This is a genomic window from Mesorhizobium sp. M4A.F.Ca.ET.020.02.1.1, assembly GCF_004022645.1.
In the GTDB taxonomy this organism is placed as follows: domain Bacteria; phylum Pseudomonadota; class Alphaproteobacteria; order Rhizobiales; family Rhizobiaceae; genus Mesorhizobium.
The window spans coordinates 1-13,780 of the sequence record NZ_RZOI01000086.1 but is presented as its reverse complement, the minus strand read 5'-3'; the positions used below and the strand labels follow the sequence as shown (position 1 = coordinate 13,780).

General features: G+C 63.3%; 12 protein-coding genes. 5 read left to right on the top strand and 7 right to left on the bottom strand.

All coding sequences use genetic code 11. The features are described 5' to 3' along the window. The 4 genes from EN742_RS08810 to EN742_RS08795 all read right to left on the bottom strand — a co-directional run. Positions 1–320: NAD-dependent epimerase/dehydratase family protein (locus EN742_RS08810; protein ID WP_245492274.1), on the bottom strand; the 320-nt coding region annotated here is incomplete at its 3' end. Between the two features lie 36 nt (positions 321–356). After that, positions 357–1,343, bottom strand: a complete 987-nt coding sequence (gmd, locus tag EN742_RS08805) for a GDP-mannose 4,6-dehydratase (protein ID WP_127405246.1) — start codon at positions 1,341–1,343, stop codon at positions 357–359. Positions 1,344–1,430: 87 nt separating this feature from the next. Further along, a complete protein-coding gene (locus tag EN742_RS08800; RefSeq protein ID WP_127405245.1) occupies positions 1,431–2,846 on the bottom strand; it encodes a mannose-1-phosphate guanylyltransferase/mannose-6-phosphate isomerase in 1,416 nt (471 codons plus the stop codon). Continuing rightward, on the bottom strand, positions 2,846–4,273 hold the full coding sequence (locus EN742_RS08795; protein ID WP_128332681.1) for a phosphomannomutase: 1,428 nt from the start codon (positions 4,271–4,273) through the stop codon (positions 2,846–2,848). The genes EN742_RS08800 and EN742_RS08795 overlap by 1 nt, the downstream gene beginning before the upstream one ends. Before the next feature lie 447 nt (positions 4,274–4,720). On the opposite strand from EN742_RS08795, the gene ppdK reads away from it, so the two are divergent. The 4 genes from ppdK to EN742_RS08775 all read left to right on the top strand — a co-directional run bounded on the left by ppdK (position 4,721) and on the right by EN742_RS08775 (position 10,722). Further along, positions 4,721–7,402, top strand: a complete 2,682-nt coding sequence (gene ppdK / locus EN742_RS08790) for a pyruvate, phosphate dikinase (protein WP_126055848.1) — start codon at positions 4,721–4,723, stop codon at positions 7,400–7,402. A gap of 190 nt (positions 7,403–7,592) precedes the next feature. Next, complete coding sequence (locus EN742_RS08785) at positions 7,593–8,666, top strand: glycosyltransferase family 9 protein (protein ID WP_348632854.1); 1,074 nt, start codon at positions 7,593–7,595, stop codon at positions 8,664–8,666. A 118-nt stretch (positions 8,667–8,784) separates the two neighbouring features. Then, positions 8,785–9,525: a polysaccharide deacetylase family protein gene (locus EN742_RS08780; protein WP_128332679.1), complete on the top strand. Its 741-nt coding sequence runs from the start codon at positions 8,785–8,787 to the stop codon at positions 9,523–9,525. A 117-nt stretch (positions 9,526–9,642) separates the two neighbouring features. Next, positions 9,643–10,722 carry a hypothetical protein gene (locus tag EN742_RS08775; protein ID WP_126055845.1) on the top strand — a complete coding sequence of 360 codons (1,080 nt, stop codon included), beginning with the start codon at positions 9,643–9,645 and terminating at the stop codon, positions 10,720–10,722. Positions 10,723–10,817: 95 nt separating this feature from the next. On the opposite strand, the gene EN742_RS08770 is transcribed toward EN742_RS08775, so the two are convergent. Both EN742_RS08770 and EN742_RS08765 read right to left on the bottom strand, forming a co-directional pair. Next, positions 10,818–11,207: a DUF427 domain-containing protein gene (locus EN742_RS08770; protein ID WP_126055844.1), complete on the bottom strand. Its 390-nt coding sequence runs from the start codon at positions 11,205–11,207 to the stop codon at positions 10,818–10,820. A gap of 121 nt (positions 11,208–11,328) precedes the next feature. Next, complete coding sequence (locus EN742_RS08765) at positions 11,329–11,700, bottom strand: hypothetical protein (RefSeq protein WP_127422048.1); 372 nt, start codon at positions 11,698–11,700, stop codon at positions 11,329–11,331. A 190-nt stretch (positions 11,701–11,890) separates the two neighbouring features. Here EN742_RS08765 and EN742_RS08760 point away from each other — a divergent pair, with 190 nt between their 5' ends. Next, entirely contained in the window at positions 11,891–13,519 is a 1,629-nt protein-coding gene (locus tag EN742_RS08760; protein WP_128332678.1) for a fatty-acid--CoA ligase, read from the top strand. Here EN742_RS08760 and EN742_RS38635 read toward each other — a convergent pair. After that, positions 13,491–13,780, bottom strand: a 290-nt coding sequence (locus EN742_RS38635; protein WP_210214441.1) for a hypothetical protein, incomplete at its 5' end; no start/stop codon positions are given. The genes EN742_RS08760 and EN742_RS38635 overlap by 29 nt on opposite strands.

The following is a 13,780-nucleotide window of genomic DNA, read 5'->3' as shown; positions in this document are numbered from 1 at the left end:
AACCTGGCCTCCGGAGCATGGCGCATCGCCGATTCGGCGAGGTTCATCGTCCCCGTCACGTTGACGTCCCATGCATGTCGCGGCGCGTTGCGCGCATCCGCCGGCGCCGCCACCGCCGCCAGGTGCACAAGCGCTGTTGGACGGGTCTTTCGGATCGCTGCCTCGACCGCGCTCCTGTCCATGAGGTCGATCGGGTTCATCTGCCCCTTGCCGTGGCCGAAGGCGAACACCTCGCACTTGCCATGGTCTCGCGCGAGCAGCTGTAACAGCGCCGAGCCGACAAAGCCGCTTGCCCCGGTGATCAGAATGCGATGCGTCAAGCTATCGACCATTACGCAAAGGGCTCTCTGCTCGACCTAGCGTGCGGGCTGGTTGGTGTGACGTTCAAGGTCGGCATCCACCATTTCCCGGATCATGTCTTCCAGCGAAATCGTCGCTTCCCACCCCAGCTTGGCCTTTGCCTTTGCCGGATTTCCGAGCAGGATTTCGACTTCGGCGGGCCTGAACAGTTCGGGGTCGATGACCAGATGGTCCTCGATGTTGAGTCCCACATGCTCGAAGGCGATGCGGCACATGTCGCGCACGGTCGTCGTCCTGCCGGTGGCCACGACATAGTCGTCCGCCACATCCTGCTGTACCATCAGCCACATGGCGCGGACATAGTCTTTGGAGTGGCCCCAGTCGCGCTTGGCGTCGATATTGCCGAGCCGCAATTCCCTGGACAGGCCCTTCTTGATGCGCGCGACCGCATCCGTGACCTTGCGTGTCACGAACTCGATGCCGCGCAGCGGCGATTCGTGGTTGAACAGAATGCCGCTCGAGGCATGCAGGCCGAAGCTTTCGCGGTAGTTGATGGTGATCCAGTGGCCATAGAGCTTCGCCACCGCATAGGGCGAGCGGGGATGGAAGGGGGTCGTTTCCGACTGCATTGGCTCCTGGATAAGGCCGTACATCTCCGACGACGAGGCCTGATAGAAGCGCGCCTCGGGGATTTCGAGGCGAAGCGCCTCAAGCACGTTGGTCACGCCGATGCCGGTGACGTTGCCCGTCAGGATCGGCTGCTGCCACGATGACTTGACGAAGGACTGGGCGGCAAGATTGTAGACCTCGTCCGGCCTGATGTCGCGCATCGTTCGGGCCAGGCCGGAAAGATCCGTCAGGTTTCCGTCGACGATCCTGACGTCCTTCTCGATACCGAGCCATTTCAGGCGTGTCGTGTTGACGTCGGCCGTGCTCGATCGCCGCGCAAGTCCGTGGACCTCATAGCCTTTGGCGAGCAGCAGTTCCGCCAGATAGGCGCCGTCCTGTCCGGTGACGCCCGTTATCAATGCTGTTTTTGTCATCAATGCTCTCGATGTGTCCGATGATTGCTCCACCCAAGCCCGTGTTGCCGATGTTGCCCGCCCCAGCCCGGCGAGCCAATGAAATTGTCAGGCGCGACCGTATACGTCGTCAAAGCGCACGATGTCATCCTCGCCCAGATAGTCGCCACTCTGGACTTCGATAATCACCAGGTCGATCTTGCCCGGGTTTTCAAGCCGATGCTTATGGCCACAAGGAATGTAGGTCGACTGATTGGTCGCCAGGAGCAGTTCCTCGTCGCCATTGATTATCTTGGCCGTGCCGCTGACCACGACCCAGTGTTCCGAACGATGGTGATGCATCTGCAGGCTCAGGCGCCGGCCAGGCTTGACCTCGATGCGCTTGATCTTGAAGCGCTCGCCTTCCTCGAGGACCGTATAGGTACCCCATGGCCGGTGCACGGTGCTGTGGAGCAAGTGCGCCTCATGCCCGGAAGCCTTGAGGGATTCGAACAGCTTCTTGACGTCCTGGACGCGGTCGCGGGACGCCACCAGCAATGCGTCCGGGGAATCGACGATCACCAGGTCACTGACGCCGACAGTGCCGATGACGCGTTTGTCGGAACTGATGAAGCTGTCCGCGGTGTCGACCATGCGAACGTCACCGCGAATCCGGTTGCCGCTCTGGTCGGGGGCGACCAGTTCGGCCATCGCGTTCCATGATCCAATGTCGTTCCATTCCATGTCGCAGGGAACGACGGCCAGGTTTTGCGCCTTTTCCATCACCGCATGGTCGAGCGAAATGCGCGGAGCCATGGCGAAATGCTCAGACGAGAGTTCGATGTTGGCGAAACCTTCGCCCCGGCTGACGTGGCTGTCCTCGTAGCTGGCGACAACGGCGTCGATCACCGCGGGGCAATGCTTGGCCATTGCCTCGAGCATGACCTGCGCGCGGAAGCAGAAAATGCCGGCGTTCCAGAAGAACCGCTTGGACGCGACATAGGCCTTGGCCGTCTCCAGATCCGGCTTCTCGACGAAGCGGACAACCTTTTCGCCGTCTGCCTCGATATAGCCGAAGGCCGTGTCCGGCCTGGTCGGATTTATGCCCAGCGTCGCGATGCGTCCTTGCCCGGCATGCTCGATCGCCCTGGCCACGGCGCTCAGGAATGCTGGCACGTTTCCGATCATGTGGTCGGCTGGGAAAATGCACAGGATGACGTCGGGGCCTTGCATTGCCTTGGCGTGGATCGCAGCCGCGGCCACGGCTGCAGCCGTATCGCGGCCCTCAGGCTCGAGCAGGAAGGTCCGCTGAGGAACAACGGGCTCCAGAGCGTCGAAGTCGTCTGTCGTGAGGAAGAGGTGTTCCCTGGACGTCACCGTGACCAGCTCGACGACGTCCCTGATCGAGGCGGCGCGCAACGCGGTATGCTGGATCAGTGAATGTCCGTCCGCCACCTTCAGGAACGGCTTGGGATGCGACTGCCGCGAGGCAGGCCACAGGCGCGAGCCGGCTCCACCGCTGATGATCACCGGAACGACTTTCATCAAATGCCCTCTGTGCCCGGAGATGCGAATGCCCGAGCCTTCTCCAGTGTCAATGCCACGATCGCCGTCGCCCTGGCATAGCTCGCGGCCTCCGAATAGCAGCGCAATTCCGGCGCATTTCCGGACGGCCGCAAATGTATGATCTCGCCACTATCCATCCGCGCCCTGAGGCCATCGGTTTCATCGATTTCGGCAACAGTGCCAAACGGAGCCAGGAATTGCTGCAGCGCATCGGGGTTGGCGAGTTGGGTCATCAACCGGCTTGAACTCTCCACCGGGAAGTTCTCGAGTCGCTCACTCGCGCAGAACGGAAGGTCCCAAAGCTCGCGCAAACGCGACAGCGGTCTTTTCGTCGATGCCATGGTGCCGAGCACGGCAAGGATCGGTAGCAGCGAGTCGCGTGTCGGCAGGGCCGCCAGCGTCTTTCCATTCAGCAGGCAATCCGATCCCAGGAGGACGCCGCCATTGGCCTCGAAGCCGATGACGATGTTGCCGCCACGGTACGACACTTCCATGCCATCGATGACGAACGGCGACCCGACCTTGGTTCTCCTCACCTCGAAACCCAGGGCATCCGAAATACCCGAATTGGAGGTCACGGGCGTTACTACCGTATCCGCTGCCACGAAAAGCGCGGTGACGAGCCCAATCAGGTCGCCCCGGAACAGATCGCCTTTCTCGTCGGCGACAAGCGGGCGGTCGGCATCGGCGTCCGTGGACACGATGGCGTCGAGCTTGAACTCACGGCTCCAGGCCTTGAATTTCGCAAGCGTGGCCGCGCCCACCGCTTCGGTATCGACCGGCACGAAGGTTTCGCTTTTGCCGACCGGGACCACCTCGGCGCCGAACAATCGAAGTACCCGCACCAGCAATTCCGCCGCGACCGAACTGTGCTGATACACGCCGACCCTCATGCCGGACAGCGAACCCGGCCCCAGGATATCGTTGGCGCGTTCCTGGTAACCGGCAATCGCTTCGTCATGGCGCCTTGGCCAGGTCGTCTCAGGAAGAGTTGGCGGATCGTACACATTTGACTTGTCGGCGACATATTGCGTTATCGCAGCCTCGTCCGCCTTATCGATCTCGCCATTCGGGCGATAGAATTTGATGCCGTTGCGGTCGGCGGGAATGTGGGAGCCGGTTACCATCAGAGCGGCCGCGCCCTGCTTTTGGGCATAAAGAGCGAGGGCCGGGGTTGGGATGACGCCGCAATCGATCGGCTGGAATCCGCTCGCGGCCAACGCCGCCATGCAACGGTCGGCAATCGCCGGGCTGCTGTCGCGCAGGTCACGGCCGACAAAGACCGCGCCACTCGATTGCAAGCCGCTTGAAGCCAGACGCCAGGCGAACGCCTCAGTATAGAGTCCGCTTGGCTTCCCAACCAATTCCGAAGCCAAACCTCGGACGCCGCTCGACCCGAATTTCATCGTTCTTCTTTTGCTGTTTGGAAGATCAGGCCGGTAATATTGGAGTGGGGTTCGCTGTCAACAAAAAATCATACCGGCGCCCTTGCGCGCGCGGTTGAACGAAATCGAACCGGCAAGATTTCGCGAGCTGCCGGGATGTATCGCCGGAATTTTAGCGGCTCCGCATTTTGCAATGTATTCCGGATGATGAGACCTATCACCGGCTGCATGGCGCGCTCCGGATACTCGCATTGCGTCAATCTCAATCGTCGTCAAAGCGTCCGGTCTTTTTGACGCAGCTTTTGCTTAATCGATTTTAGGGGTTTTCCTTAATCGATTGTAGCGGCCGGCCGGCTTTGGCGACGCCTTGCCTTTCGCAGTGCAGCATCATATCGCTCGGATCGGACCGGACGAAGCCGAGGCCATGGGCTTCGCCGGCCTGCGATCTGCGACCGTTGGAGGGCGAGCATGACCAAGTGGGTTTACACCTTCGGCGATGGCGCCGCTGAGGGCCGTGCCGGCGACCGTAATCTTCTCGGCGGCAAGGGCGCCAACCTGGCCGAGATGTGCAGCCTCGGCCTGCCCGTCCCGCCGGGTTTCACCATCACCACCGAGGTCTGCAACGCCTATTACGCCAACGGCCGCACTTATCCGTCCGAACTCGAAGCGGACGTTACGGTTGCGCTCGACCATATCGGCCGGCTGACCGGCCGCCGCTTCGGCGATCCGTCGAAATTGCTCCTGGTGTCGGTGCGCTCCGGCGCTCGCGCCTCCATGCCGGGCATGATGGACACCGTCCTCAATCTCGGCCTCAATGACGAGACGGTCGAGGCGCTCTCCGCCGATTCCGGTGACGCCCGCTTCGCCTATGATAGCTACCGCCGCTTCATCCAGATGTATTCCGACGTCGTCATGGGGCTCGACCATGAAGTTTTCGAGGAGATCCTGGAGGATGAGAAGGCGAACCTCGGCCATGAGCTGGACACCGAGCTGACGGCGCTCGAATGGCAGGGCGTGATCGCGCTCTACAAGGCCAAGGTCGAGGAGGAACTCGGCAAGCCATTTCCGCAGGAGCCGCACGAACAGCTCTGGGGCGCCATCGGCGCTGTGTTCTCCAGCTGGATGAACAACCGCGCAATCACCTATCGCCGCCTGCACGACATTCCCGAGAGCTGGGGCACGGCGGTCAATGTCCAGGCCATGGTGTTCGGCAATATGGGCGATACGTCCGCCACCGGCGTCGCCTTCACCCGCAACCCGTCGACCGGCGAAAAGCAGCTCTACGGCGAGTTTCTGGTCAACGCCCAGGGCGAGGATGTCGTCGCCGGCATCCGTACCCCGCAGAACATCACCGAGGCGGCGCGCATCGCTGCCGGATCCGACAAGCCGTCGCTGCAGAAGCTGATGCCGGATGCCTTCCAGGCTTTCGTCGACATCTCCGACCGCCTCGAGAAGCACTACCGCGACATGCAGGATCTCGAATTCACGATCGAGCGCGGCAAGCTTTGGATGCTGCAGACCAGGTCCGGCAAGCGCACGGCCAAGGCAGCGCTCAGGATTGCCGTCGAGATGGCGAAGGACAAGCTGATTACCAGGGAGGAAGCGGTCGCCCGCATCGATCCTGCCTCGCTCGACCAACTCCTGCACCCGACCATCGATCCGAAGGCCGCGCGCGACGTCATTGGCGTCGGCCTGCCAGCTTCGCCGGGTGCGGCAACCGGCGAGATCGTCTTTTCCTCGGGCGATGCCGAGGACGCCAAGGCGCAAGGCCGCAAGGTTATCCTGGTACGCATCGAGACAAGCCCCGAGGACATCCACGGCATGCATGCGGCCGAAGGCATCCTCACCACGCGCGGCGGCATGACCAGCCATGCCGCTGTGGTGGCGCGCGGCATGGGCAAGCCCTGCGTGTCGGGCGCAGGGTCGCTACGCGTCGACTACAAGGCCGGGACTCTGATCTCGATGGGCCAGACCTTCCGCAAGGGCGACATCATCACCATCGATGGCGCCAACGGTCAGGTGCTGAAGGGCGCGGTGGCCATGCTGCAGCCGGAACTGTCGGGCGATTTCGCCGCCATCATGGAATGGGCCGACGCGGCACGCCGCATGAAGGTGCGCACCAATGCCGAAACGCCGCTTGATGCGCGCATGGCGCGCTCGTTCGGCGCCGAAGGCATCGGACTCTGCCGCACCGAGCACATGTTCTTCGACGGCGACCGTATCGTCGCCATGCGCGAGATGATCCTGGCCGACACCGAGAAGGACCGGCGCGCCGCGCTCGACAAGCTGCTGCCCATGCAGCGCTCGGATTTCCTCGAGCTGTTCGAGATCATGGCCGGCCTGCCGGTGACGATCCGCCTGCTCGATCCGCCGCTGCACGAGTTCCTGCCGAAGACGGAAGCCGAGCTGGCCGAGGTCGCGGCCGCGATGAAGGTTTCGCCCGATAAGCTCAGGCAGCGCACCGAGGCCCTGCACGAGTTCAACCCGATGCTCGGCCATCGCGGCTGCCGTCTGGCGGTCTCCTATCCCGAGATCGCCGAGATGCAGGCGCGCGCCATTTTCGAGGCGGCCGTCCAGGCGGGCCAGAAGGCCGGCGCTCTGGTGGTGCCTGAGATCATGGTGCCGCTGGTCGGCCTGGTGAAGGAGCTCGACTACGTCAAGGCGCGCATCGACGCCGTCGCGGCCAGCGTCATGCAGGAGAGCGGCATCAAAATCGATTATCTCACAGGCACGATGATCGAGCTGCCGCGTGCCGCGATCCGCGCCCACGTCATCGCCGAGGCGGCCGAATTCTTCTCCTTCGGCACCAACGATCTCACCCAGACCACCTTCGGCATCTCACGCGACGATGCGGCCTCCTTCCTGGAGACCTATCGGCAGAAGGGCATCATCGAGCAGGATCCGTTCGTGTCGCTCGACATAGAGGGCGTCGGCGAACTGGTGCGCATCGCGGCCGAAAAGGGCAGGGTGACGCGACCCGAGATCAAGCTCGGCATCTGCGGCGAGCACGGCGGCGACCCCTCGTCGATCCGCTTCTGTGAAGAGGTCGGCCTCGACTATGTCTCGTGCTCGCCCTACCGCGTGCCGATCGCGAGGCTGGCGGCGGCGCAGGCCGCTGTTCAGGTCGCCAAGGCAGCGTCGCGGGGCTGATTTTCGGTCGCCCGTCGGCACCGCTGACGGGGCCCGTACCTCACGGTTTTGTAAGCAAAGTCACGCGATCGTGCGCGTGACGGCTCCCAATCTCGACATCGTTTCCGCCCAGTTTCCAGGGTCTCCGATCCTCCGGTGCCCGAGACAGATGTTGCAGATATCCACCGCCCCCGTCCGCTCGATTCTCATTTTGCAGACCAAGTTCATCGGCGATCTCGTTCTCGCCTCGGCGCTGGCCAGGAACCTCCAGCTCGGATATCCCGGCGTCGGGATCGTGTTCCTTTGCGAGGCGCGTTTCGCCAGCTTCCTCACCGCCCACGGCATCGCGACCGATGTCGTCACGTTCCGGCGCGCCATGATGCGCGGATCGCCGCTGCAGCGGGGGCGCGAGCTGTATTCGATGGTGCGCAGGCTGCGCCGGTTCCGCTTCGACATGACGATCGACCTGACCGATTCGAAAACCTCGCGGATCGTCAGCGGCCTCGTCAACGCTCCGATCAGGGTCGGCTATCATCCGTCCGAAAGGCCCTTGCGCTGGCACGAGCGTCAGCCGGCCAACGTACGGGCCAGGCCGTTCGGCTTCGGGGAACGACACTATCTCTACCGCTATCTTTCACCGCTCGAGTCGCTTGGCGTCGATCTGCGCATAAAAGCGCCGTCCATCCGCCCACTGTCTTTGGAGACGGCGCGCGTGCTTGCGTTGCTGGACAAGTACCATCTGAGGCGAAAGGGCTTTGTCGCGGTGCATGCCGGAGCGAGCTTTCTTGGCCGGCGGTGGCAGCCGGAACGCTTTGCTGCCGTTATCGGCGACATCGCGCGCGAGACCGGCCTGGACTTCGTGCTCGTCCGGGCCGCCGACGAGCACAAGCCGGCCGACGAGATTGCCGCGAGGACAGCCTCGCCGGTCGTCAACTTTGTCGGCGCGCTTTCGCTCGAAACGCTGCTGGCGCTGCTGAAGGAGGCGCGGCTTTTCCTCGGCAATGAAAGTGGCCCCATGCACATGGCCGCCGCAGCGGGAACCCCGGTCGTTGGCCTCTACGGGCTGACCAATCCGATCCGCTGGGGGCCGGTCGGCGTGCCGAGCATCTCGCTGCAGCCCTCCATGCCTTGCGAATGCGTGGCGAGCGACTTCTGCAAGCGGACGGATCCGAGCAAGGCGTGCTGCGTCTGGCGCCTGGAAGTCGCGCCTGTTGCTGAGGCCGTGCGCGAGATCCTCGCGCGCACCGAAAAGCAAACGGCAAACGCGCTCTCGCGTTACGCCTGAAGCAAATTCTCGTGACGTTATCCTTCGCGCGTGCGCCGTCCCGATTTTCGCCTTGATGCGGGTCTTCTGGCTGGATATTGCAACCATCCCGCTTCGACCGCCGGCCCGGAAATCGACCATGCGTCTCTTGCGAAAACATCTTTGCGCGGTCGCGCTGTCGGTTTGCGCCGTGTCCACGGCCAGCGCCGCGCCGCTTGTCGAGCCGACGTTGCATCTGAAACCGCAGGCTGGCGGTAGCGGCCGCGTCGCGCTGACGCTCGACGCCTGCGGCGGCCAGACCGATCCGCGCATCCTCTCGGCGCTTGTCGACAACAGGACCCCCGCCACGATCTTCGTCACCGGCATCTGGCTGAAGCGCAACGCGGCCGCCGTCGAGATCATGCGCGCGCATCCGGACCTGTTCGAACTGGAGAATCACGGCGGCCGCCATGTTCCGGCTGTCGACACGCCGCAAAAGATCTACGGCATCCGCAGCGCCGGCAGCCCGGATGCCGTGCTGGCGGAGGTCGAATCGGGCGCCACGGCGCTCGCAGGGACCGGTGAACCGGCACCGAAATGGTTTCGCGGCGCCACCGCCGAATACAGCCCCTCGGCCATAGCGATGATTCGCAAGCTCGGCTTCAAGGTCGCCGGCTTCTCGATCAACGGCGACGGCGGATCGCTGCTGGGCGCCAGGGAAACCGCCCGGCGCATCGCCGCCGCCAAGGACGGCGACGTCATCATCGCCCATATCAACCAGCCGACCCATGCCGCCGGCGAGGGCGTGGTGCAGGGGCTGCTGGCGCTCAAGCAAAAGGGCCTGACCTTCGTGCGGCTCGACCATGCCGACGGCATAGGCAACGACGGCACCACCGACTGATCGCTCAGGGTGCGCTTTGGCCGGATCCAGCAGACAAGGCTGTGCCAATCCTCGTGATCGCGGCGGAAAATACGGGACCGCAAAATCGGCTTTACAGAGCCATGTCGGCGGTGTCTCTTGTCGATCACATTCTGTGGGGATGAACTTCATCTGCGAAAACTAGTTGGTCTCGCGTGGTGGGCCGCGCTTCTGGTTACGGCGGTGATGTGCGGCCCAATCCGCGCGGCACCGCCGGACTTTTCGACCTCGAACGCCATCCACGAGCCCGTGCCGGCGGTTGCGGGCGACGTTCTCCACTATGCGGTTACGGTGACGAACACCGGTGGCGACAGCGCCTATGCGCGCATCAAGACCGTCCTGCCGCAAGCCTATTTCATCCGTGCCGACGGCGATTGTGCCGGCGCGGTACGCGACCCGGACAGCAGGGGTCTCGTCTGGCACGAGGGGGCATTTTCGGCCGGATCGACCACGCAGTGCCGGATAGACCTTCTGACGCGGCGCGAAGCGGCGGGAACGCTTGCCCCGCTCGCCACCGAGATCACGACGTTGCCTGCAGGGTACCTGCGTTTCGAAACGGCGCCGGAACTGGCGGCGGCGCCCGATCCGAACGCAATCCGCGTCGGACCGGTGAAGGTCACCCGGGCGCAACTTGTCGTGCTCGCGTTCCTGGCCTTCGCTGTCGCCGGTGCAGCAGTCGTCGCGCGAATGGCGGGGCGAGGACGCGGGCGGACGGCGCTCGGCGCGTGGTTCGCGGTCGCCACCGCGGTGGGCTTCCTGCTCTTTTTCGCGGGGCTCGCGGTTGGCGACTTCCGGTCCTTTACGGCCTATCGGGAAACATCCTGCACCGTCTTCGACTCGGCCATCCGCGCCTTTCCGGGCACCGGCAAGAGTGCGCGGTCGAGTACATACCAGTCCGTGTTCGCCGTCCGCTACGAGGCGCTCGGCACCGAGACCTACTCGGCGGCTTTTCCGCCGATTTCCGCCGTCAGCCTGGGCTGGATCGGGTTCTCCCTGCAAAAGCTGGGAGACTATCCGGATGGATCGGTCCATCCCTGCTGGTTCGATCCTGACGATGTGAAAACAGTATTGCTCGAGCGCGGCCCGGGTGCGGCGTATCTCTTCGCCCTGTTCCCGTTGCTGGTGCTGGCCTACGGCCTGTCGGCGCTCATCGTGGCCGTTCGCAAAGGCCAGCATTGACCGGACTCGCAGGCCATTTCATTGATGCGTCGAGGTCGCGTCCGATGGCGATCTCGCGTTCGCATCATCCCGGCCTTTGCTTCATCTTTTGTCGCTCAGTCCGGGGCCGCTTCGATCGTCACCTTGCTGGGATAGAAGGCGCCGTGATCGCGGATTTCCGTCATCTCGTCGAAGGGCCGCTCATAGGCCCACATCGCGTCCTTGCCTGTCTCTTCGGCCGGCAGAACGCTCCAGTAGCTCGCGTCGCCCTTAAAGGGGCAGTGCGTCGAGTGACCGGTCTTGGCCAACAGACTGAAATCGATGTCCTCGAACGGAATATAAAAGACCGCGGGATAGGGCGGCTCCGACAGGAGCTTCGCTCTTTTCGACGAGGCGATGACCGTTTCGCCGGCGCGCACGGTGACGGTGCCGCGATAAGGCTCGATGGTAATGACCTTGGCGGGATTGCGCTGGAAGCCGGGAGCGGGGTTGGCGATCTGGTCCATTGGCGGGGATCTCCTTGTCCAGATGAGAGGTCGCCCGCAATAGATGTGTCGGACAGGCGGCCGGCGCAAGGCCGAGCCCACGCCTGGGCGGGCGCTCAAACCGACCCTTTCGCTGGAACTGTCAGGCGGCCGTTTGGAACACGTCCATCAGCCCGGCATAGGCGGCGGCGATGCCGGCCACCGGATTGGTGCTCCTCGACGCGGTCTCGACCTTCAACGCACCGCCGACGGTCGGCAAGGTGAGCAGCAGGAACTGGCGATTGCCGCCGTCGCCGACGCAAGCCGCCGCGACATGCTGGGCCTCATCGCCGTCCTGGACGCACATCTTGAACAGCAGCGTGCCGCCGACCGCCTCCAAGGCGCCTCCGACAACCTCGACGAATTCATCTTCGGAAACAGTTCTGGCGTCCGGCGCCAAATCGGTCAGACTTTCGGCAAGCGCATTTTCGAGTGCCAAGTCTTCGGGAGCCTTGTCGTCGAGCTGCGTGTCCATGCGAACCTCTTTCATTCGCCAATCGCACCCACAGCCCGTTAACGAAATTTAACGCCGACGATGGCCGGATTGTGGCGGTTTCCGCGGCGGCATCAAGGAATGCACCGCTTTCAACGCTAACGGCTGGACAATCCGCAGGTTCGTCCCACAATGGCGCAAAAAGATCGCCAAAAGCGCAGGGGAGGAACAAATGCTTGGACTGATGCAGGAATGGCCGCTGCTTTGCCACAAGCTGATCGACAACGCCGAGCGGCAGCACGGCGGACGCGAGATCGTGTCGCGCTCGATCGAGGGCCCGATCGTGCGCACCACCTATGCCGACATCCACCAGCGGGCGTTGAAGGTGGCGCAGCGGCTGGAGCAGGACGGCTTCAGGCTCGGCGATCGCATCGCCACGCTCGCCTGGAACACGGCGCGCCACATCGAGGCCTGGTATGGCATCATGGGCATCGGCGCGATCTATCACACGCTCAATCCGCGTCTCTTTCCCGAACAGATCGCCTGGATCATGAACAACGCCGAGGACAGGGCGATCTTCGTCGACCTGACCTTCGTGCCGCTCCTGGAAAAGATCGCCGGCGCAGTCAAATCGCTGAACAAGGTCATCGTACTGACCGATAGCGCGCATATGCCGGATACGGCGCTGCCGAACGCGGTTGCCTATGAGGACTGGCTGGCCGAAGCCGATGGCGCTTTCGCCTGGAAGACCTTCGACGAGAACACCGCCGCCGGCATGTGCTACACCTCGGGCACGACGGGCGATCCCAAGGGCGTGCTCTACAGCCACCGCTCCAATGTGCTGCACGCCATGATCGCCGCCATGCCCGACGCCATGGGCATTTCGGCCCGTGACGTCATCCTGCCGGTCGTGCCGATGTTCCATGCCAATGCCTGGGGCCTCGGCCAGAGCGCGCCGATGATCGGCGCCAAGCTGGTCATGCCCGGCTGCAAGATGGATGGTGCCTCGATCTATGAATTGCTCGACACCGAGAAGGTGACCTTCAGTGCCGCGGTGCCGACGGTATGGATGATGCTGCTGCAATATCTGGAGGAGACCGGCAGGAAGCTTCCCCACCTGCGGAAGGTCGTCATCGGCGGCTCGTCCTGTCCGCGCGCCATAACCCAGAAATTCCAGGACAATTACGACGTCCAGGTCATCCATGCCTGGGGCATGACCGAAATGTCGCCGCTCGGCACGCTGTGCACGATGAAGCCCGAATATGCCGGGCTGCAGGGCGATGCCAGGCTCGATGTCCAGGGCAAGCAGGGCTATCCGCCCTTCGGCGTCGAAATGAAGGTGACCGACGACGACAACAATGCGCTGCCATGGGACGGCAGGACCTTCGGGCGGCTGAAGGTGCGCGGCCCGGCCATCGCGCGCGCCTATTATGGCGGTGTCGGCTCCGAGCAGTTCGACGCCGAGGGCTGGTTCGACACAGGCGACGTCGCCCATATCGATGCTGGCGGCTACATGCAGATCACCGACCGCGCCAAGGACGTCATCAAGTCGGGCGGCGAATGGATCTCGACCATCGATCTCGAAAACCTCGCCGTCGGCCACCCCGATGTCGCCGAGGCGGCGGCAATAGGCGTTCCGCACTCGAAATGGGGCGAGCGGCCCCTGCTGGTCATCGTGCGCAAGCCGGGCAAGGAGCCGAGCAAGACCGACATCCTGACCTTCATGAGCGGCAAGGTGGCGAAGTGGTGGCTGCCCGACGACGTCGCCTTCGTCGGCGAAATTCCCCATACCGCCACCGGCAAGATCCAGAAGATCACCTTGCGCGAGCAATTTAGGGACTATCGCTTGCCGACGGATTGACGGGATGGATGTTTTTGAGGCTTCTGGCAGCCGTCAAGAAACTCCTGAGCAATTCCAGGAAAAGTGCGTAGCGGTTTTCCGTCCGGAATTGCGTCAAAACAAAGAGATAGAGCGTCCTTCGCTTTCCTGAAACGATGAAACGCTCTAGGTACCGTTCGGGTTGGTGCGGCGGATAATGGTTGTTGTTGCTGAACGGCAGACGTCGAGCGCCGCCGGCTGGTCGCGGCGGACAGCGGCTTTTTCGGTCGTCCTGCTCCTGAC